Below are 21573 nucleotides of genomic sequence, written 5' to 3'. Positions count from 1 at the left end.
CGCGCCGGCGACGAACACCCGGCCCGGCTGGGTGAGATGACGGGCCAGGTCGGCCACCTGCTGCCCCTCGATCTTGGCCGCCGTGTCCGCGATCTCGTCCCTGACAAGGGAGACGCTGCCGGTGAAGGCTTCCCCGGATACGTCCGAGGCGGGTCCGGTCATCATGGTCAAATTCACTTCTCCTCCTCCAGAGGTGGGCCTGACATCCATCGTCCTGTCATTTACGGGGAGGGGAAACGCTAATTCGGGATGGTTTAAACTACCCGTTTGGGCAGGTCGCTGCGTGGATCGTCCCGTACGCCGGATGAATGAGCCCACGGCATCCGTTCCCCTGCATAAGGTGACCGAGCCCGGGCTGCCGTGGCCACTCCTTCGTTCCATTGCCCGTAGCGGGGATGCGTCGCTCTCCCGGGCCACGCATTGCGGGCAGTATCCTGCAGGTTCTGGTGCTCACATATGCGGCAAGCAATGCACTGCTCGTCATCAGCTACGCGGATAGGCCCGGAAGCCTGGTGAATGAAGCCCTCAACGAGATGCGCTATCTGGGGCTCGCAGCCTGCCTCATCCAGGAAAAGGTCAGCGACGCCGCACTCTCTTGCCTGCTGGAATCCCGGGCGGCCTCGGCGGAACGGCTCCGGGTTACAAGCGAACTTGTGGACCTGCATTCGACCATCCAGGGAACGGTCCTGGCAGCTTCCGGGTCTCCCTCCCTTGACGATGCGACGGGCCGGGCCTCCTTAAGCGATGTTGTGGCCAGGGCATTAGTAGAACCCCATGCTCATCGGTGCCGAAGATCACGGCAAGTCCACAAAGAATCAGCGAGCCGCCACAGGCCGCTGAGACAACCGACAAACCCCACATTGGCATCTGGAAATCAGCGACGTAGGGCCAGATTCAACTGTCCGGTTGGGGCGATGACGCTTGACATACTCACCGAAGGGCCGCCCGAGTCGGCTAGCCTGTCATGCGACACTTTGTAACTTGGTTCGGCAGTAACTTTGTAACTTGGTTCGGCAGTACTCGCATAGGGCGCAGCACTCCACCATTAAGGCTCAAATCTGCCCAGGCAAAGTTGGGAGCAGGCTCATCGGATGCGTCCATGTTTCAACGTCACCTGTCGCACCCATGTCGACGGCAACATCCGTGAAGCCTCCAGTTGAAGCATCACCGTCGAGGTATCGCTTGCCAGTCGGGTCCACAACCGGGAAGGCAGGCAGGGCGCAGTTCAGCTTGGGCCCGACTAACGTGCTCCTCGCCGCGTTCCTCGACGTCGAGACGGTTGTGCTGGGAGGATCGGGGCGGAGGCCTTCTGGGCCACGGCGACCTCCTTCAGGACCTGGCCCCGCCGAGATCAACTTCGCCACGGGCTCCCGCGTGGCGACGTTTTTCTGTGCCTGGTTCAGCTCGTCGCTCAACCCGGGCATGGACCTAGAGGTAAATGTCGGCGTGCTCCTCAACGGTCAAGTCATCCAGCCCGTCGAGAACGGCCGTGTTCTGGTCGACGTGCGTGTCCCCGTTCAGCGGACGTAGCGCACCGTCCGTCATCCTTCCTGCGCTCCGCTGAGCTGTCATTCCTGCTTCGAGCCTAACTAGCGGTTGTGAAGCTGACCTCTGGCGCGGCGGCCGGGGTCACCTCGGGGTGGACTGCCCACCATGCCGCGCATGCGGCGCGCCAGCTGTCGAGGTCGTCCTCGCGTCCGCTGATGGTCACCGTCGAGTCGGTCGCAGAGGCAACTGCTCCTCCGCAGGAGTACGAGACGCCGTCGAATATTACCGCCGGGTACTCCTCGTAAAGCTCCCCGAGGGAGCCAATCAGATAGTCCGGGCGCTCGTCCACGTGTGCTGCCAAGGCTGTGCCGACCGAGTCCACGCCCGTGAGGACGAGCGCCGTGGCCATCCCCGCGCGGTTTCCACCGAGGATGTCGGTGTCGAGCCGGTCCCCCACCACGATGGCACGGTCGACGCCGGAGTGGCGGGCCGCGGTCTCGAAGAGGGCGGCCCCAGGCTTTCCTGCGACCAAGGGCGACTTCGCGGTAGCAGCGGCAACCGCCGCCACGAGGGCACCGTTCCCCGGCGCGATCCCGCGCTCCTGCGGAAGGGACATATCGGTGTTCGTGGCCACCCAGACCGCACCCGCGGCCACGGCGTAGGCAGCCTCCGCCAGGTCCTTCCATCCCAGCCCCGGCGAGAACCCCTGGATGACGGCATCCGGTCGGTCATCGGCCGTGCCAACGACGACGAGCCCCTGTGCCCTGACGGCGTCCGCGAGGGTCTCGCTCCCGATGACGAGGACTGCCGACCCGGCAGCAATCTGTCCGGCCAGCAGTTCCGCGCCGGCCAAGGCCGAACCGAAGACCTGCTCCGCGCTGGCTGGAGCCCCTAGCTCCCGGAGATGGGCCGCCACCTGCTCGGACGAGCGGGACGCGTTGTTCGTCACGTAGGCGAGGCTCTTGCCTTCCCCCGCGAGCCTCTCCAGGGCCTTTGTTGCCCCGTCGATTGCCCGCGGTCCGGTGTAAACGACTCCGTCGAGGTCCGCGAGCACGCCATCATATCCGTCGATCAACCGCTCAGTCATCGACGACGTCCTCCAGATTCGCCTTCGCCTCGGACATGATGGCTTCCTCTCTCAAGCTTTCCCTCTGGGTGTCTAGTGCTGAGCGGATCATTCAATTTGAATGCCGCGTTCATAATACGAACACGTGCTATTAGCAGGCCGAGGGTCACGTCATGCGCAAGAGCATTTCGTTCATGCCGACCTAGTGTCGAACATCCGGGCCATGACGGCGGCGCCGTGTTCTGGTTAAAGATGTTCCTGATGGACTGCTTGATCAGGCCCTGGCCATGGATGCAGGTCACCACGTTGTTTCGCGGTACAGCCGGGCGATCACCGGAACCATGGAGGGCCTCCCGGCCCATCCACGTATCAACACACGAATTGGAGGTTTGTAGCATCGGACTTCCTTTCCAAAAGGGTCTCCTCTTTCAGAGGTGAGCCTTGCATCCCATCGTCCTGTCATTTGTGGGTAGGGGAAACGCTAATTCGGAATGGTTCAGACTACCCGTTCTGATAGGTCCCTGTGTGAATCGTCCGGGTAGGGTTTGTTCTAGTGACACGGGGTGACCTGCTGGCCGGGGCTGAGAGAACACCCGTTGCACCTGATCTAGTTCGTACTAGCGAAGAGATGTTGCGGATGACTATTCGCCTGACCATGGTTCTGGGCCATGCCCGAACGGCCCCGGGAGACATGCCCCATATCCAGTGCCTGACCAACACCGTGCTGAAAAACTTCACCGCCAATGTGCTGCTTTCCGACGGCGCGGCGCCGGGGATGGCCGAAGTTCCTGGCGAGGCGAGGCCGTTCGCGTGGGTGGCGTCGGGAGCGCCGGTAAACGTCGGCGGCCCGCACGAAGACCAGCGGGCCGGCAGGCGCGAAGCAGCCCGCGGATCAAGTGCGCCCTGGATTCTTGACCCGGCGGCTCTAGGCGTTTTGCCGGTCCGTTCGGCGCCGGCCTCCGAGCTGCTGGATCACCGGCCCACAGCGGTGTGCGGCAACGCTTCGGAGGGTCATTGCACTGGCCGGCCTGAGGCAAGGCGGTCGCGAGTCGAAGCCGTTGATGCGCCCGAAAGCGCTCTGGACACTGCTAGGAGCCTGGCCAGCAGGCACGGGTCCGTGTCGAATCAGGCTCAGCCACTGCAAACCCAGTCACATCTGACCAGAACAAGGAATCAGCATGAACATCACATTGAACGGCAAAACCCACGCCGTTGGGGCAAAAGCCTCCCTTGCAACGCTCGTCAGCCAGGTCACAGGGCGGGAACTTGCCGCCAACGGGCAGGCCGGGGACGGCCAAAGGCTGGGTGTGGCAGTAGCGCGCAACTCCGAGGTGGTGCCCCGCAGCCAGTGGCACAGCACGGCGCTTGCCGAGGGCGATGACATCGAACTCGTTACGGCAATTCAGGGAGGATGAGGATGATGACTGAGACGACTGCGCTTCCAACCGGGCTAGGAACAGGTACCGACCGCTTGGTCATCGACGGCGTGACGCTCGGATCCCGGCTCATCATGGGCACCGGCGGTGCGCCGAGCCTGGACGGGCTGGGCTCGGCGCTTTTGGCCTCCGGGACGGAACTGACCACCGTGGCGATGCGCCGCTATTCACCGGCGGAAACGGGATCGCTGTTCCAGCTGCTCGTGGACCACAACATCCGCGTACTGCCGAACACTGCCGGTTGCTTCACCGCTAAGGATGCCGTACTCACGGCCGAACTGGCCCGCGAGGCGCTGGAGACGGACTGGGTCAAGCTCGAAGTCATTGCCGACGAGCACACCCTGCTGCCGGACGCGGTCGAGCTCGTGGACGCAACTGAGCAGCTCGTGGCCCGCGGCTTCAAGGTCTTCGCCTACACCAACGATGACCCCGTGCTGGCCCTGCGGCTCGAAAACCTCGGGGCGACGGCGGTGATGCCGCTGGGCGCCCCGATCGGCACCGGCCTGGGCATCCTTAATCCGCACAACATCGAGCTGATCGTCTCGCGGGCGTCCGTGCCCGTGGTGCTCGATGCCGGAATCGGCACGGCCTCGGACGCGGCTCTGGCGATGGAACTTGGCTGCGACGCCGTGTTGCTGGCCACGGCCGTGACCCGTGCCCAGAATCCCGCGCTCATGGGGGAGGCCTTTAAGCATGCCGTCATCGCCGGGAGGCTGGCGAAAGCGGCAGGCAGGATCCCGCGGCGCGAGCACGCGCTGGCGTCCTCGGCGATGGAGGGCCGGGCCGAGTTCCTCTAGGGATATGAACTCCGCTTCACTGTCGGAAGCAGCGGTGCTGGCACGTCTCGCGCAGCCAGCGCAAGACGAGGGGTTCCTCATCCTGGCAGGAGAGCAAGGAGGAGATCCTTTCGGTTGTTGACCTCTCCGCGTTGCCACGGTTGGCGGCAGGGGAGTCTTAGACGCCGGCTTTAGTCAGCAGTGCGTCAAGCGTCATGAAGAACAAGGCGCGGTGGTCGGTCGCCTTCGGGTCGGTCATGTATTGAAGGGCCGCTCCATCGTAGATCATCAGGAAAGACCTTACGAGCGCAGGGACGCCAATACGGCACTGGTCACCATTGTTTTGGGCCGCGGAGGAGAATATATTTCCCAGCTCCACTTCGTAGGCAGGATAAATCTTCGCGGCCAGCGGGCTGCCGGGGGCATTGCGTGTTGCCCACAGAATGAGTTCGATCTCAGCAAGGAGGCTGGCCGGCTCTTCTTCTAGTGCTCGCCAGTAGCCTTCGGCTACTTGTTCCACCGCCTTACGAAGACCCAGGTGGACCGGGACGTCGCCGGAATAACTGCTTAGGTTCTTCAGCCAGGCCTCGGCGGCCGCCTCCATGAGCTCGTCTTTATCGCTGAAGCAATAATGGGCGGTGGCTAAGGGGGCATTAGCCTCTTTAGCGATAGCCCGCATGGTCACGGACTGAACACCCTTACGCCTCATTAGTTCCACGGTTGCTGAAATCAGCTGTTCTTTTCGATCTTTTGTGGATACCCGCATAGCGCACTCTCCAGTCTCCCGATTTCGGCCCGGCTGGGACACGTCATAAGACTATTGCTTGGACAGAGAAATGTTCCACCTCTGTCTTGAACGACTGACCTGAACCTCTGTATGCGTGGCAGGCCGCCGCCTGGTATGCCCGGACGGCGGCCTGTCATGAGCGGGACCCCTGTTGCGTGCGGGAGGTCCGGAGGGAAGCGGCCGGCCCACACCCTCGCTATTGGACGGGATCTACGGTGTGCGGTGCTACGAGCGGGGATCAGGAGGCGGCCCTCCACAATCACCTGCTTTCCCCTTGTCTTGGGGGTGCCCGAACAGCCACGTGCCCTGGGCTACCTGGCGGCCACGGTCTCGGTGAGATCGTCAGGTGTCACGTTGTCCAGATCCTGGGTGGGGCCGTGCAGGTACCGTTCCATGGAGTCATCCATGGCGTTGAGCCAGCGGGTGTGATGTTTGGTCGCCATGGTGCCGGTGACCACGGAGCGGTGGAGCATGTCGCGGTAGCCGAGGATGTCGTCGTGCTTGTGGTGCATCCAGTCCTTGAACAACTGGCAGACAGCGTCCAGGTCGAAGGGCGGGTAGTCGGTGGCTTCGATGAGTTCCCGTAGGTAGTCCGTTTGGAAATCGGCTTCTGCATCGTGATCCGGCAGCGCGGCGTGGCGCTCGAGCCAGAGCTGGATGTCCACCTCGCGCTCAACAAGGGACGGCAGGTCAATCGCTCCAGTCATGACGTCGCGGGCAAACCAGGCCTGCGCGTCGAACATGTTGAACGTGTAGTACTGGTCCTGGGCACCCAGATAGAACAGGTTGGTGTTCTGCTGCCATACCACGCCCTTGTAAAGGTTGCCAGGGTACAGCACGTTCGGTGACTTCAGCGACAGCCCGCTGGGCAGGAACGGGTACTTGTGCTGGTATCCGGTGCAAAGCACGACGGCGTCGAAGTCATCCTGGGTGCCGTCGCTGAAGTGCGCGGTGCGGCCCTCGAAGTGAGTGACGAGTGGGCGTTCCACTGTGTTCTCCGGCCAGTGATAGCCCATCGGGGCCGTGCGGTAGCTCAGGGTGATGGACGCGGCGCCCATCTTGTGGGACTGCATGCCGATGTCCTCGGCGGAATAGCTGCTGCCGATCATGAGCAGCTTCTTGCCGTAAAACCGCTCGGCTCCGCGGAAATCGTGGGCGTGCAGGACCTCCCCCGGGAAGGTTTTGATGCCCTTGAATTCCGGGACGGCGGGGACGGAGAAGTGGCCGGTGGCGACCACGAGCTTGTCGAACACGTGCGTCTCGGTGAGGTTGGTTTTGAGGTCCTCAACCGTAAGCGTGAATTCCTGCGTGGCCTCGTTATAGCTGGTGTGGCGTGCAACGCTGTTGAACCGGACGTACTTGCGGACGTCGGACTTTTCCACGCGGCCCTTGATGTAGTCGAACAGAACCTCGCGGGGCGGGAAGGAGGAAATCGGACGACCGAAGTGCTCGTCAAAGGAGTAGTCCGAGAACTCCAGGCACTCCTTGGGCCCATTGGACCATAGGTGGCGGTACATGCTGGAGTGCACCGGCTCGCCGTGAGCATCCAGGCCGATCCTCCAGCTGTTGTTCCACTGCCCGCCCCAGTCGTCCCCTTTCTCAAAGCACATGATTTCGGGGATGGCGGCGCCTTTTTGGCGTGCTGATTCAAACGCCCGCAGTTGTGCCAGGCCGCTGGGCCCGGCACCAATGATTCCGACTCGCAATGCCATGGTGTTCTCCTGTTCCATTAGATCTTTTGGGGTCGCCGATGTGCGGCGGTATATGTTGCGCTACGTGTCCTGCCGGTAACCAGACAGATACCGGTTTGTGATGGCGCGGCGATGCCTTTGCGCTCGGCCACGCCATTCCGGAGTCCGGCCAGTGCAAAGCCCAGGCCGATACGTCCAGAGAGTGGTTAGAGAACGCGGGGTGGTGACGCTGTCCCTGACAGCCTGTCCGGAGAGAACCCCGAAAGCACGAGACGGAGCAGACGCGCGGACCTCCATGCACGGACCCCAGGTCCGAAAAAGGTCTTCGGGTTGCCTACGCCAACGACATCAATGCCGCAGGTCTGCCGGCCGGTTCCATGCCGGCGCCTGCTGCCGAGGCATGGAACCGGACCGCGTAGCTGATCTAGGGTGCGAAAGTGCGGTCGCCAACGAAGAACCCCAGAGCATGCTCAGGGGTCTCGAACTTGACCGTCGTTCCCTTCGGGAAGAACAGCACGTCACGCTCCTTCGCGTGCGTGACTTCCCCGGTCGCCTCGTCAGTGAGGATGAACTCACCCTTGATGACGACCTTCATCTCGTCGTAGGTGTACGTGTACACCAGCGGCTCCGACGCTTTGAGCTCGAAAAACCCGGCACACATGACCGAGCCCTGCGGATTGTGGAGGGAGTCACCGATGGCAGCGTCCGTCCCGGGCTCGTTCATCGGCGGCAGACCGACGTAACCGCCTTCCACCTTGTGGATGGATCCGGCCTTGCTGAGCGCTCCTACGAGGGTGGTTTCCATGATTTCTCCTTTGAAAATGGGGGAAAGATAGTCAGAACTGGTGGTCTGTGATGCCTGGCAGAATTGCCCTAAAAATCAAATCGATACCCCTGTAGGGGCTCCGGGGAACGTCGTAAAGCCGACATTCTTTAGTTTCGAGAAGGTCTGTCAGGCGCCGGCCCGAGCCCTCGTGCTGTGATGCCAGTCACGTTTGCTCGCTACAAAAAAGGTGACATGAACATGCGTACAAGTCAACCGTTCATGAAAACTTTTCCCTGCATCGGGTGTCGGGGGGGTAATAGGGCCCATCTTGTTGGTGAACCATTGACTTGAACGAGCGTCCATGTCACAGTGGACAGCGCCGTGACCCACATCACGATGGCGCGATCTAACCCGGATTCACCGAAGCATCCCCCCAGCAGATGGCGCGCTTAAGAAGGGTTTTAAAACAATGGCCACTACCACCACCCCTCAGCCCCTGACACCTAAGACAGGGGAAAAGATCGACTTCTGGCCAATGAAGGCCATGAAGCCTATGAAGGATGAATGGCAACGACTGCACTGCAGGTTCATCAACGCTGATCCTGTAGGCAGCTGGGATGATTTCATCCTGTCGGAATGGGAACTGACGTCCTGCGGGTGGGAAGACTTCCACCCCCATACCGAGACGAACTTCGTACTGGAAGGCGAGCTCCACGTCGAGAGCGAAGGCAAGACTGTCATCCTGAGGTCAGGCGATTCAGCGCGCGTAAACCCCGGACAACTCGGCCGATACTGGGCCCCGGTCTACGCACGCATGGTCACCGTCTACGGCCCCAACCCGGAAGGTCTGGAGTCACACTCCTTCCGGTACTTCGAAATCTGAGCCGGTCACAGCCGGTTAGAGGACGCCTGCACGCTCTCCTTAAGCTGACGCCCAGGAGTTACCGGCTCTCCGCGGTTCATGGGAATCAATTTCCCCATGAACCGCGGAGAGCCCAAGAACCCGGCCAAAGATGTCCCCAAGGCGCTGTTTGCCTGCGGCATCATCTGCTTTTTCTCATATGTACTGGTCCACACCGCAGTGCGTGGTGTTGACGGTGTACGGGCCGAACCCGTATCGCCGCTGATTCCGGTCGCCCGGGCTGCTTTTGGCGAAGCCGGCTCCATAATCACCATCATCTTGTTGACCGCGGCCATGATCCTGATCATCCAAACGGCCTATCTGGGTTCTTCCCGCGCCATGCACTCCAGGGCGACGGAAGACAACCTCCCTAGGGTCTTCGGCAAAACGAACCGCCATGGCACCCCGTCCATTGCCTTGCACGTCACCGCAGCATTCAACGTGGTCCTGATTTCGATGGGATCCTTCGCGGCAATTCTTGCGGCCGCGGCGATTGGTGACACCTGCGCCAACGGCATCAGCCTCGCCTATGTCAGAGCCAGAAAACACCCGGCCTTTGCCAACCTGGAACGACCCTTCAAAGCACCCAAGGGCTGGAAGCATGTCGCCATGCTCTTTGGCCTGTTCAACCTGCCCCTGTGCTTGGTCGGTGTGGTCTACCTGAACAGCATGGAGATCGGCTGGACATCCACCTGGCTGGGCTTCACCGTACTGGCACTCCACATCCCCATCTGGCTCTACTCCCGTTATTTAACTACCGATAACGGACGTTACGTCAAGTAAGTAGGCTGATAGTTGCGATGTGCAAACACTTAGATCATATCTCATCGTTGTCTTTCGGGCTGGTTCCGCAAGCAGATCACAGCCCAGTGGCCACTTCATAAGCATGAGCGGCAATTGGAAGTTCGTTAGCGCAGCTAGTCAGACTTTTCTGCGAGGTCCCTTCTTGGCGCGACCAGACGATCCTCCCGATGCAAGTGAGACTTGTTCGAGCCGTTCAAACATAGGTAATATCAACTCTGCAAGGGGCACTAGCCCTGAGAAGTGGGTCTGGCAGTCTTCCGGATGGTATGACGAGCCGGACCCGCGTTATTTAAGAGCGGCAGACGATGATTTCCTGGACCAATGGGGAAGCTTTGCGAACCCAATCTCCGCCCTTCTGATAGCACCATGCCACGGCGTCACCCACCCATAGCAGTGGCTCTTCGTGAGGTTTACAGTGCATGTAGCGCAAGCCGTCGTCCGCGCCGAGGCTCTTCAGACGCTTTGCTATTATCCGGCGATCTGCTTGTTCCAGCGACTCATCGCTTTCGAGCACAAGTCTTGTTGCACCCGCAGCTACCAAATCTTGGACCAAGCGTTCCAGACACAAGGGTCTGGCAGCCTTGTCCGGCATATTGCGGGCAACGTAGAGTCTCGTCGTGAGGCCGGCGTCGATGGCGCCGTTCAGGAAGGCTTTTCGCGATCCATCGCTTTCACTCTTGAAGTGGACACGCCGCTGGCCAGTCCTACGCAGAGCGCTGATGGCACGTCTTGCACTGGCGACATCGGTGGGTGCGATCACGGACGCAGCGATGTAGTAAGCCTTCGATTTCGGTTCGTCGACGAACGCGTGAGCGCCGAAGGGAATTAGGGAATCGGCTGGCTGAAGTCCCTGTGACGGATTGGACGCCATACATGTTGAGCGGACCCGCTAGGCCCCCTGCTCTCCTTCCGCTCGGGCGCACCGGTTCCATCTATTGAGTGATGCCTCGATGATTGCAGCGGCGACAACGGGAGTGCGATGTCTGGTCACCATGTGCGCGGGTCTTCCAGGCTACGATCGTCTAGCCGTTCTGCGTGAAGGCGGTGGGAAGCGTACTGGGCTACGTCCTCGTAGAACAGTCGAATCGGAGAGCCTTCTGGGTATCGCTGCGCGGTAGCTGTTGCCTCGTCGCGTAGGGCCACTTCTTCGGGGTCATCTACGCCAACCGAACGAGAGCGCATTCCAAATTCTGCAGAGCCATGGAGGCCGGCAATGACGTGTCTACCCAGAGACTCCGGCATCTGATGTGCCTCCTCAAGTAGCTCCTCGACGAACTGAGTCTCTCGGATGACGAAGTTGTGCGGCGCCCCGTCGAGGAGGCTGTTGGCTAGGTTGACGCGCTGCTCATCACGGGAAGTTATGAGCCGGCGCAGAAGTGCCTTGGCCTCGTCCCTGTAACCCGAAAGCATAGGTTCCAAAAGCTGTTTGCCGTAAAACCGACGTTCCCATGAGTCTTTTTCGAGAATCCATTCAACGGTCGCGTCAATCAGTTCCGTCAGCTGGGGGCTCGACTGGAAATTAATGTGCAGTGAGGGCACATGTGGCGGTGGGTCAAACCCATCTCGCGGTCGCCCGCCCCTGTCGATCCGCTTCTGAAGGAAGCGGAGAGCGCTTATCGGATCAATTTTGATCTCCGCGTTAAGGAGCCTTCCGAGGTTGTCGGGGCGCAGAGTGGGTGATGCGGCCAAGCGATCCAGGATGGCCTTCCGCTCATCCGGCATCAGGGATGCCCAAGGCACCACGGAACCGCCGGCAAGCACTCCCGCGGCGGCGTCCGCAACTTGTGCATCAGACTCGATCGGGGCCGCCTGCAGCATCTCAAGAACGATTCCTCTCTCTTCTGCACCCAGCCATCGGGCTGCCGACAAGAGCAGAAGGTGAACCTCGGGAAAGTCGGTTTGAACGAGCTTCCGGACGATATTCTCGCGTAGTCCATTGAGAGGAGCACCCTGGTCCACTACTGCCGATGCAACGAGTGCTGCGTGGGTTGGGCTCGCTGCAATGAGCCTTGCCGCGGCGGCCGCCGCGCTGGTCCCCTCCAGTTCGAGGAGGCTCGAAAGAGCCGCGCGGGTAAGGGCATCTTCGACGGGATCCTGTTTCCCGTGGTCGCCAAGGACATCACGGGCGACCTCCGGCTCAGCAGCGAAGAGGCGCCGGAGCAGTAGATCTGGAGAGGAAAAGCGTCCAGTCGCCCTCTTCTCTTCGTTCATGGCCGTACGTACGTGGCCCAAAAGAGCCTTGCTTTCGCCCCTCGCCGTCCACCGCGAGACCAATCCTTGGATGGCAAGATCGATGGCCTCGGCCGACCGTTGGTAGCGCGAGGCAAAGTTGGAATCATCGTCGAGGTCGCCTTCATCCTCATCCTCGTCGATGTCCCATCCCGGTCGTAGAATCCGGGCGAGTAGGAAATCGTCGTCCTGAACCAGCTGCTTGCGGATCTGCCGCGCAAGCCTCCGTCGTTCCCCCTCGCCGTAGGTGGCATGCCAGCCGAGTGCACGATATGCGGCCAGCCGGATGCCTGCGGGGCGTGCTTCGTCCGAAATCAGGCGGCGGAGGGTTTCTGCGACCTGCGCGAATTCATGGGTGACATCATCAGCGCGATCATGCGACCTCAGCGACTCCTCGAGGACATCGATGGCGGCTAAGGCGGACTCAATGTCGTTGGTGGTAAGGCAGTCAGAGGCCAGAGCTATAGCCCTCATGCGGACCCCTGCTACCGTTTCAAGGTTGATAGTGAGGTGTCTCATTGAGAGAGACGCAGCGCTCTTCCACTCGGTAACTGTTAGGTCGCTGGCCAGGGCTGGCTTCAGCATGGCGATAAGCAGGGCACGGTCTGTTGCGTGTCTGTCCTCCTTCAGCATTTTGCCTATCACCTCGACGAAGCGCTCGTTGAAGCGCACGGAACGATTGGGGTGAAATTCGCCGAGCTCGCGAAGAAGACGCAGAGCGTGGTCAGGATTTTGGTGCTCTTGTCGTTCATCAGTACGTCCGATGCTAAACAGCAACCGCATTGAGCGTTCGAGATGGTCAGTGCTGTGGCCTGCGTTAGCGACCAGTGGCGCGAGCGACCGAGCGAGGTCGTCGTTGGTGATCTGACGAGGCTTGCCCCAGATACCGCTGAATGGATCCTCTTCGTCCGGAGCTGGATTCCCGAGCAAGCTCTCAACTAGGTCGAGCGCTTGCTCGGGGTAGATAACGGCTACTGGGGCGATGCGCTTGCTTAACTCGGTGCGTTTGGAGTTTGACAGTGCCAGGGCATGCTGGTTGAGCGTGGACCAGAGCACGTCGGCGAGCTGCGAAGGCCCCTCCGAGCGACGATGCCAGTCAATGATGCTCACATTTTTGATGGCGTGGGTGAGGGCTCGACCTGTCGCGTGATCGGCGAGGCGCTTGGCGAACCGCTTCTCTATGCCCGAATCGGATACGAGGGCGCGCTCGAGGATCGCGTCACCCAGAAGATCGGGTACGACGCGTACAGTGTGTTTCCGACGAAGGATGAGTCCGAGATCCTCGAGTTCTTCGATAATCTCCAGGACTCGATCAGGCTCTTGCCCGCTGACGGCAGCGAGGCCGTCGACAACGCCGTACTCGTCGAGGGGTGCCGGCTGCACTGCTGCGACCGCGCCGAGAACGGCCGTGCGGGCGTCCGCGCTGGAACCCCGGACAACTATGTCTGCGAAGCGTGTCAGGATCTCGCGACGCAACTGGCCTTGGGACTGCAAGTCACTGTCCGAAAGCTTGCCACTGCGAACAAGGTGCGCACCGAGGACGATCAGGAAGGGGCAGTCATAGCCAATGCGCGCCAGTGATTCAGCCCGCGCGTCGGTCGCCTGGTCTCCAAGCGCCTCGCGGGCCAGTGCCTCAGCGTCACTGATGGTTAGATCGTCGAGTTCGACGGTGATGTCATTTGTCGACGCTTCCGCCATGCCGAGCTGCTCGCGCAGTTGTGATACCAAACGGGGTCGCGCAGAAAAAACGATAGTTGCATCAGGACGTGCCCGAAGCACTCCTTGTGTCAACGACGCAACGTCAAAGTCAGAATCCATTGCGTCATCGATGACCACGACAGGTGCGCCTTGCGGAAGGAGAGCGTATGTCTCCGGTGCTATGGGTCCGCGGGCGGCAAAACATATCGGTCGCCCAAGCTCAGAGAGCGCGAATTCGCGAAGGAATCGCGTCTTGCCGATTCCGCCGCGACCGACGACGAGAACCAGCCGTTCATGGTTTAGGGCAAGTTCCGTCAGTCTGTCCAGGCTTTCCGCTCGTCCAACCAGTTCAAAGCCTCGTTCGATCCCGAGGCGACCAGGCAGGGCACTGTCGTACTCGTTCGGGGTCAGCCATGGGCTGGGCAGACGGATACCGAGGAAGCCCTCCCGAAGTCCGTTGAAGTACGTGTCGACGAGAATTAGCGCCTGATCGACCGGGATCTCACGGACAAAGCGCGACAAATCCTCTCCGTCCCAGAGGGTCCAGCCGGGGTACTTAGCCATTTCGAGACGCGCCGAAGCGGATGCAGTCCGACGGCTTAGTGCTATGACACCGGAGGTGATGCCAGCCTCTGGAAGAACTTCACCCACAGCGGCGCGTATGTCCGCTGGGCCGAAGCTCTTGTGTCGCTTGCACTGCACGCCAATGCGCTCCCCTGCACCATCGACAAAGACATCAACCCCGTACTGCTTCTGTCCGGTGGAACCGTTGCGTGTGGCGGTTCGATCTGGATTCCTAAAACTGATGAGGTCCCGGCAGAACGCCTCGAAGGCATCGTCAGGAAGATTCTCAAAGGGCAGCGTTAGCATCCGGTGAGTCGAAATCGTCACATCGGCCTCGTACTCGCCCGCCCGCGTCGCGTCGGCTACGTCAAGCAGCAGCAGGGAACACAGGGCTGGCAGTTGGGACTGGCGGGGACGGGACATGCCCCTTTCCCACCCACTGACAGCCTGCTGGCCCACACCCATGCCTCTTGCGAGCTCCTGCTGATCGAGACCTGCCGCAGTACGTGCAGCTTTGATTAATGCGCCGAGGACTTGGTACCTTGCCATAGCACGAACGATACACGTATTTAATGCGTACATCTAGAACCACGCTGAAAATGCGTAGGACTTCCTTACGTGAGAGTGTTCGACAGTCACGCCCTACTTGCGCGCGACTCGGCAACAGGCAAGCGGACTTCTGTGGGCACGGCGCCGGTCGTCGGGTGGCTTCGGTATGGGTTGCTTCCTATTGACCTCGTGCCCGTTCTCGGCTGCCGCTTTCCTGCGCAGCATCGAATCGTCTTTCGCAAAGCCAACGTCCGGCTCGGCTGGTCTCCCTACGCACCATCGTTGAGGTGACTTTCGGTCGGCCCGCTGCCCGCCGTGTCGTCATGGATACAGCAGCAGCATAAATTAGGGTGATTCGAGCAAATAAAAATCGGGGGAAAATTGCGCATAGAGAACATCCAGTTGATCAAGAATTACCGCATATTTCAGAACTGGTCCCCCAGCCCAGATTTCGCAGGCTTCAGCGACATCAATCTCATCTATGCCAATAACGGCAGTGGCAAGTCCACCCTGGCGTCACTGCTTTCTCCAGCACAGTCGCCCGATGCATGGAAAGCTGGCGTCTCTGTAGAAGTGTCCGAGACGGGAACCACAGAGCCCAGAACAGTTGAATCGTCCCAGGACGCCTTCTGGGACCGGATGTCGGTCTTCAACAAGGACTACGTGGCCGATTGCTTCGACTTTTCGGTAGGTGAGGCCAAGGCACTGTTAGCCATCGGCAAGGTAAACGCCAACCGTGAGAAAGAGCTGCGAACCGCACGTACGCGCTTGGACGATTTATCGCGTCTCACGGATTCTTTGGTGAAGGAAGCCAAGCACAAGCAGGCGGTTCCTAACACTATCCTCAAAAGCATCGGGACACTCGTTACGTCCACCCTTGGCGGCGTGGACGGCTATGGTCGAGGCTACGACGCTCGCGCTGTCGGGAAACGACTACCCTTCGCGATGCCGCTTGAAAAACAGAGTGGTTTTAAGGCTGAAGAAGAGATAGCCAAAGCTCAGAGCACTTTCATGCAAGAAGTCGACGTTCCTCTGATTTCCGCTACAGAGCCTCTGTCATCTTCGACCGTCAGTGCAGTTTTGGAGAGGGTCCCAACAGCACGAGTTATTGAGACTCTAGCAACACGGCCGGAACGGGCCGCTTGGGTACAACAAGGTGTGGAGCTCCACCTACATGAGCATAACTGCCTCTTCTGTTCCGGGGAGTTGTCACAAGAGCGCCTAGACGCTCTAAACCGGCACTTCGATTCCAGTACGCGAGAGCTCCAAGATGATCTGCGGTTCCTCCTCAAGCAGCTTGGGGCCCTTGTCATCTCATTAGGGAAGTTGCACGCACTTTTTCCTGAGTCAGGTCTGCTCTACCCCGAATTTCGGGCGGAATACGACCTACTTCGCGACGGATTGAAGATCCAAATCCAGAAAGACGTAACTGAACTTGAGATGCTGCGGGAGTTCCTCGAACGTAAGCAGCAGGACCTCCACGCTGCGGCTACTCTGCCGGAATCCTGGTTGAACAAGTCGTTTGCTACCCCGGACGTCGGCCGGCTCAGAAAGCTCCTGGCTGACCACAATGACAGAAGTACGCGGTTTGAAGCTGTTCGGAAGTCGGCTTGCCAGAAATTGGAAGCCTTCTGGATCGGTGAGCAACACGAGGCCTATACGGAGGCCTTGAGTGAAGCGCACCAAGCCACACTGGCTGTTGAAAACAATGCCAAGGCGATCAAAGAGACTCGACGTGTTATCACTGAACTAGAGAATGCCGAGCTGGACCCGGCGCCCCCGGCGGAATGGCTGAACCAGCGTCTGCACACCCTGCTGGGCAGGTCCGACATCAGCGTGGAGCCTGTCGAAGGCAACCGATATGCGATATATAGGCACGGCGAACCGGCGCTGCACCTGAGTGAGGGCGAATGTACAGCTCTGGCGTTGCTGTACTTCGTGCGAAGCCTCAACACCGGCGGCCGGAGTCGCCGTAACCAGATCATCGTTATTGATGATCCCGTGTCCAGCTTGGACGAGAACTTTACAGTTGGTGCATCCAGTCTCCTGTGGTCGGAATTGGTCCAGCCATCCGTTTGCTCATGCGGGGCACCACTGGATTGCCCATGCGGTCAAAAGCCTACGCGCGACTGTGGCCAGCTCTTCCTGATGACCCACAATTTCGAACTTTTTCGGATTTGGTCCAACCAACTCGACCGCCTCCAAAGCGGCGTTATGAAGCAAGGGCGTCGCTTCAAGATTCTCGAGCTACAGGCACAAGGCAAGAGAGTGGAGGTTGGGGTAGCACGTCGGGTGCCCATTTGGCGCGATTGGGGGTCTGACCAAAACAAGGAGCACAAGGCTCTTCGGACTCGACTGAGATCGGAATACCACTATCTCTTTTGGAGGGCGGCCTCAACGCTGATCTCGTGCCAAGGCGACCCCACAATCGAGCATGAAATGGACGCGGCGATCATCCTTCCCAATATTTGCCGTCGCATGTTGGAGGGATTCCTCAGCTTCAAATTCCCCGCGTTGATGGGTGACTTCAGGCTTCAGATGCAGGCAGCAATCGACCAGGTCAATGATGGCCTTACTCGCCAGCGGCTTGTCACCTACCTGCATCAGTACTCGCACCAGGAACGTGTGGAGACCACTCGGGGAGTAAATCGCCCCGAGGCCGTGCCCGTTCTTCATGCCGTCTTTGAACTCATGCGAAACCAAGATGCCGAGCACTTTATGGACATGTGTACTGCGTTAGAGCTGGATCCAGTGCTTCTGGCAAATCGAGCGCCCAACCCTACAAGCGAACTTGAGGCTGCAATAGCTTGAAGCTGTCCGGGTGTGCTCCGCGCAAGAAGAACCAGGCCGGAACGGGCAGCCGAGCTGTCCAGCGAGCCGCGAGCTAACCCGGAGTCCGTCCTTGCCCGCTATTACGGCATCAGCCGGTTTATTCAGTCTTTGCGTCATGCCGGCTGACCTGAGGCCCTCCCCGACCATCAGGTGTTCGCCATGATTGGAAAGCTCGGGCCAGCTTGACGGAATCACGGTTATCGGCTAAAAGTCAGGCTAGTGACTAGCCTGATGTCAGGCTATAATTCCAAGCATGAGAACGGTACCGCTCAGCGAAGCCAAGGACAAGCTGTCTGCCCTCGTGGAGGAAGCAGACACGACGCACGAGATCATCCAGATCACCCGGCATGGGCACCCATCAGCGGTGCTGATGTCCGCCGACGATCTGGAATCCCTGCAGGAAACCATCCACTGGCTGTCACAGCCGGGCATCCGTGAAGACCTGGACCAGGCGCGGCGCGACATCGTCGACGGCAACACGACCAGCGGTGGAGACCTCCGCCGTGAATTCGGTCTGCCGCCGCGGTGACCGACACGGAATCCACCGGGCCCGCACCGTGGAACGTTGAGGTCACCAGCCCGGCAATGAAGGGTTTCCGGCGGCTGCCGGAGAAAGCAGCGGCAGCGATCGTCGAATTCGTCACCGGCCCACTGGCCGACAATCCCCACCGGTTGAGCAAGCCCCTCACGAACGAACTGCTCGGACTCCGCACGGCCCGGCGCGGCGACTATAGGGTGCTGTTCACCCTGGACATCGAAGAGCACACCCTGTACGTCCACCGCATCGAACACCGGTCCGACGTCTACAAGCCTCGCTAGCGGGCATGCCCGAACCTTCCGCGCAGCACGGGTCGCCCTGCAGGCACTTGATGGTTGGGCCGCTCAACGTTTGGATGTTTTGTTTTTTCACCCCACAGAAAAGGGAGAGACGCCCGTTGGCGTCTCTTCCTTTTGCGTAGGTAGGTTGTGCTAGCGGCTCAGGCCGTTCTTGCCCCTCTCGGATCCTACCGCTGCCCCTGTTCGGGACTTTCTGGCCTTGGCGGCGCCCTTGCCCCTGGTCACGGCTGCACTGGGGTGGGTGCCCTCGCTTCGGGCTGCGGCGAGGCACCCGCGGATCTTGGTTTCGTTGGCGCCGGTACTGGCCAGGGACTCGAGCAGAAACGCCTCGGCCGAGCCGTAGACCAGTTCGGGTGACTTCTGCCCTTCGGCCAACCATTCGCCAGCTGTTTCTGTGTCAGCGGGAGCTGTGCTGAAGAGTCCGGTATCGCTGTTCATCCCAAGACCGCCTAAAAGGAGTGCGAGCTAGATCACATCAATTAAGGCCCCGATGGGTAGCGACAAATGAGCTCGGCTCCGACTCCTGAAGCCCGATAGCGGCAGGCTCAAACAAGAAGCTATAAAAATCCCAACTGATTAAACGCTTGACCGAATTGACAAACGAATTTAGAGTTCAGGTGCTAAAGCGTTTGATCTCTGTCGGTGTTCGCCTGTTTGCATCGAGGTCTGTGGTGCTCTTTGGCCCCGGTAAAGTACCCCTCGCCCTGTTGCGCCGCCGGAAACCTGATGTCTGTTTTTCAATGGAGAGGAACCACCCATGACACCTGAAATTTCTCGGCGTCACGTCCTGCAAGGCACAGGAGCAGGAGCACTCGCCCTGTTCATGAGCAACGCCATGCCTGTCACGGCCGCCCACGCCCAGGGATCACTGCGGGCCATTTACCACATGACGCCGCCTTCCGGCTGGCTGTGCGACCCGCAGCGCCCGGTGTATGCCAACGGCGCCTACCACCTGTACTATCTGCACTCCGGGCAGAACAACGCCCCAGGCGGATGGGACCACGCGACAACCACCGATGGTGTGTCCTTCACCCATCACGGCGTCGCGCTGGCGCTGCAGACGAACGTTCCCGTGTGGTCGGGATCGGCAGTCATCGACACCGCAAACACAGCAGGATTCGGCGCAGGTGCGATCTTCGCGCTCGCGACGCGGCCCACCGACAGTATCCGCAAATACCAGGAGCAGTACCTATACTGGTCGACCGACGGCGGTTACACCTTTACCGCCCTCCCCGATCCAGTGATTGTCAATGCCGACGGCCGGACCGCGACGACACCGGCGGAGATCGAGAACGCCGAATGGTTTCGCGACCCGAAGATCCACTGGGATGCGGTGCGCAGCGAGTGGGTGTGCGTGATCGGCCGGGCCCGATACGCAGCCTTCTACACCTCGCCGAATTTGAGCGACTGGCAGTTGAAACGCAACTTCGACTACCCGAACCACGCGCTTGGCGGGATCGAGTGCCCCGACCTGTTCCAAATGACCGCCGATGACGGCACACGGCACTGGGTGCTGGGCGCAAGCATGGACGCCTACAGCGTCGGCCTGCCGATGAGCTACGCATACTGGACGGGCACTTGGGATGGCGAGCAATTTATCGCTGACGATCTCAACCCGCAGTGGCTCGATTGGGGCTGGGACTGGTACGCCGCCGTGACCTGGCCGGCGGCCGACGCACCAGACGAGCGACGGTACGCGGTCGCCTGGATGAACAACTGGAAGTACGCCGGCCGCGATGTTCCCACCGATGCATCCGACGGGTACAACGGCCAGAACTCGATCGTGCGCGAGCTGCGCCTGGATCGTCAGCCGGGAGGCTGGTACAGCCTACTCAGCACCCCTATTGAAGCCATCTCCAATCACGTCAGCTCGACAACTGTGCTCGCCGATCGCAGCGTGAACGGCAGTGCCGTACTGCCGTGGAGCGCCGGCGCCTACGAGCTCGAGCTCGATATCTCGTGGGATGCTGCCACGAACGTAGGGGTGTCGGTCGGCCGCTCCGCCGACGGCACGCGCCACACGAACATCGGCAAGTACGGTGACGAGCTGTATGTCGACCGTGCAGCTTCGGACCAGAGCGACTTCTCTCTCGTTCCGTACACGCGGGCTGCCGCGCCAATCGACGCCGCCGCACGCTCAGTGCACCTGCGTATTTTCGTCGACACGCAGAGCGTCGAAGTGTTCGTGAATGCCGGACACAAGGTGCTCTCGCAGCAAGTGCCCTTCGCAGCCGGCGACACCGGGATCTCGTTGTACACCGACGGCGGCGCCGCGAACTTCTCCGGAATCACCATCCGTGAAATCGCGGCAGCCAGCTGACCAGCTAGCCAACTGTGCCACCAAACGGTGTGGACAGGGCTCGTCTGAAATGCAGTTCCTTTAGGGGGAGTTTTTCACGTCGAGCCCTGACGCCCCGTTACACCGAAGGCCCGGCCACTGCTGGAGCACTATGTTGTTCATGATGGCTGGCCGCTGAATCGGGCTGGCGATCGACTGAGCAAGGTCGGATACGACGGATACTCTGGCGGCTTGTCGCCTGCCAGGAGCATGGGGCTGTGGCCCGTTTTGCCACTCTCATGGGATCTACTGTGCAGCCAGTCATGGGCCCTTGCCGGGACGGCCCGACAAGCCCTGTCGGATCATCGCATCCGTGTCGTCGGCGCGGAGGGCTACGGGGATGGGATTCAGTGGGACAGCGTGGTTGAAATCAAGGGTGCGCCTACGAATAGCTTGATATCGAGCCGCGGTGAACGGCCGTGACCCCTGAGTTGTCCTAGCAAGGAGTCGTACGTGAGGGCAGTCTAGACCCAAGTGGTGCTGGGTGAGATGGGAGTAGTCCTGTCAAGGCCGGGACGCGTCGGCGTCGACAGCCGGTCCGGTTTGCGAGACGGAAAAGAATACGCAAGGAACCGGTATTCTATCGTCTTTAAACCGCCAACTCTAATCCGGCGAATCTGGGTTGGTGGTAGTGCGCACTCCGGGAGCTCGCTCCGAGAGGAACTCTTAGCGGGGGTGTCTTTGAGCTGTCGCGGAGGGCGCGGGGATCGTCTACGGCGTACCCGCGCCGAATGTACTGGGCCGCGGCTAGCGCACCCAGCAATACTGTGAGCGTGGTAACGGGACGTTCGACGGCAGGCCAGCCAGCCGG

At 60.5% G+C, this 21573-nt stretch carries 16 protein-coding genes, 1 pseudogene and 1 riboswitch; of the genes and pseudogenes, 9 read left to right on the top strand and 8 right to left on the bottom strand.

All coding sequences use genetic code 11. From position 1 onward, the window contains the following. Nucleotides 1–1428: 1428 nt before the first annotated feature. Together BLR03_RS24560 and BLR03_RS20550 are read right to left on the bottom strand one after the other, a co-directional pair. The gene (locus BLR03_RS24560; protein ID WP_175460641.1) at nt 1429–1572 is read right to left on the bottom strand and encodes a hypothetical protein; all 144 of its coding nucleotides are present in this window, start codon (nt 1570–1572) and stop codon (nt 1429–1431) included. Nucleotides 1573–1585: 13 nt separating this feature from the next. Next, the gene (locus BLR03_RS20550; protein WP_175460640.1) at nt 1586–2575 is read right to left on the bottom strand and encodes an HAD-IIA family hydrolase; all 990 of its coding nucleotides are present in this window, start codon (nt 2573–2575) and stop codon (nt 1586–1588) included. A gap of 528 nt (nt 2576–3103) precedes the next feature. After that, a riboswitch (TPP riboswitch) is annotated at nt 3104–3200 on the top strand. Between BLR03_RS20550 and BLR03_RS25370 the strand changes: the two are divergent. From BLR03_RS25370 to BLR03_RS20535, 3 genes and pseudogenes are all read left to right on the top strand, one after another. Beyond that, nucleotides 3183–3662: pseudogene (locus BLR03_RS25370) on the top strand (hydroxyethylthiazole kinase); the annotation flags it as partial. It overlaps the preceding riboswitch by 18 nt. A 70-nt stretch (nt 3663–3732) precedes the next feature. Then, nucleotides 3733–3969: a sulfur carrier protein ThiS gene (thiS, locus tag BLR03_RS24550; RefSeq protein WP_091256120.1), complete on the top strand. Its 237-nt coding sequence runs from the start codon at nt 3733–3735 to the stop codon at nt 3967–3969. Nucleotides 3970–3974: 5 nt separating this feature from the next. After that, nucleotides 3975–4787: a thiazole synthase gene (locus tag BLR03_RS20535; protein WP_175460639.1), complete on the top strand. Its 813-nt coding sequence runs from the start codon at nt 3975–3977 to the stop codon at nt 4785–4787. A 157-nt stretch (nt 4788–4944) separates the two neighbouring features. Here the strand turns inward: BLR03_RS20535 and BLR03_RS20530 are convergent, their stop codons facing one another. From BLR03_RS20530 to BLR03_RS20520, 3 genes are all read right to left on the bottom strand, one after another. After that, complete coding sequence (locus BLR03_RS20530; protein ID WP_091256117.1) at nt 4945–5532, bottom strand: TetR/AcrR family transcriptional regulator; 588 nt, start codon at nt 5530–5532, stop codon at nt 4945–4947. Between the two features lie 332 nt (nt 5533–5864). Continuing rightward, a complete protein-coding gene (locus BLR03_RS20525; protein ID WP_091256115.1) occupies nt 5865–7265 on the bottom strand; it encodes an NAD(P)-binding domain-containing protein in 1401 nt (466 codons plus the stop codon). A 403-nt stretch (nt 7266–7668) separates the two neighbouring features. Further along, nucleotides 7669–8049: a cupin domain-containing protein gene (locus tag BLR03_RS20520; protein WP_217639820.1), complete on the bottom strand. Its 381-nt coding sequence runs from the start codon at nt 8047–8049 to the stop codon at nt 7669–7671. Between the two features lie 430 nt (nt 8050–8479). Here BLR03_RS20520 and BLR03_RS20515 point away from each other — a divergent pair, with 430 nt between their 5' ends. Together BLR03_RS20515 and BLR03_RS20510 are read left to right on the top strand one after the other, a co-directional pair. Next, complete coding sequence (locus BLR03_RS20515; RefSeq protein WP_254788619.1) at nt 8480–8893, top strand: cupin domain-containing protein; 414 nt, start codon at nt 8480–8482, stop codon at nt 8891–8893. Nucleotides 8894–8989: 96 nt separating this feature from the next. Then, the gene (locus BLR03_RS20510) at nt 8990–9694 is read left to right on the top strand and encodes an amino acid permease (protein WP_254788618.1); all 705 of its coding nucleotides are present in this window, start codon (nt 8990–8992) and stop codon (nt 9692–9694) included. 310 nt (nt 9695–10004) lie between these two features. Here BLR03_RS20510 and BLR03_RS20505 read toward each other — a convergent pair whose 3' ends face one another. Beyond that, complete coding sequence (locus tag BLR03_RS20505) at nt 10005–10586, bottom strand: hypothetical protein (protein WP_091256110.1); 582 nt, start codon at nt 10584–10586, stop codon at nt 10005–10007. A 116-nt stretch (nt 10587–10702) separates the two neighbouring features. Then, a complete protein-coding gene (locus BLR03_RS20500) occupies nt 10703–14755 on the bottom strand; it encodes a helix-turn-helix domain-containing protein (RefSeq protein WP_175460638.1) in 4053 nt (1350 codons plus the stop codon). Nucleotides 14756–15157: 402 nt separating this feature from the next. Here BLR03_RS20500 and BLR03_RS20495 point away from each other — a divergent pair, with 402 nt between their 5' ends. The 3 genes from BLR03_RS20495 to BLR03_RS25225 all read left to right on the top strand — a co-directional run bounded on the left by BLR03_RS20495 (nt 15158) and on the right by BLR03_RS25225 (nt 18406). Beyond that, nucleotides 15158–17566, top strand: a complete 2409-nt coding sequence (locus tag BLR03_RS20495; RefSeq protein WP_175460637.1) for an AAA family ATPase — start codon at nt 15158–15160, stop codon at nt 17564–17566. Between the two features lie 274 nt (nt 17567–17840). Continuing rightward, nucleotides 17841–18116: a type II toxin-antitoxin system Phd/YefM family antitoxin gene (locus BLR03_RS20490; protein WP_091256105.1), complete on the top strand. Its 276-nt coding sequence runs from the start codon at nt 17841–17843 to the stop codon at nt 18114–18116. Then, complete coding sequence (locus BLR03_RS25225; RefSeq protein WP_302846608.1) at nt 18113–18406, top strand: type II toxin-antitoxin system RelE family toxin; 294 nt, start codon at nt 18113–18115, stop codon at nt 18404–18406. The genes BLR03_RS20490 and BLR03_RS25225 overlap by 4 nt, the downstream gene beginning before the upstream one ends. Before the next feature lie 150 nt (nt 18407–18556). On the opposite strand, the gene BLR03_RS25365 is transcribed toward BLR03_RS25225, so the two are convergent. Further along, nucleotides 18557–18862, bottom strand: coding sequence for a hypothetical protein (locus BLR03_RS25365; protein WP_368086989.1), 306 nt, complete (start codon nt 18860–18862; stop codon nt 18557–18559). Between the two features lie 319 nt (nt 18863–19181). Between BLR03_RS25365 and BLR03_RS20475 the strand changes: the two genes are divergently transcribed. Then, nucleotides 19182–20744 carry a glycoside hydrolase family 32 protein gene (locus BLR03_RS20475; RefSeq protein ID WP_091256104.1) on the top strand — a complete coding sequence of 521 codons (1563 nt, stop codon included), beginning with the start codon at nt 19182–19184 and terminating at the stop codon, nt 20742–20744. Nucleotides 20745–21573 lie beyond the last annotated feature (829 nt).

It is taken from the genome of Arthrobacter sp. ok909 (assembly GCF_900104405.1).
Lineage (GTDB): Bacteria > Actinomycetota > Actinomycetes > Actinomycetales > Micrococcaceae > Arthrobacter > Arthrobacter humicola.
This window is presented reverse-complemented; position numbering and strand designations above follow the sequence as displayed.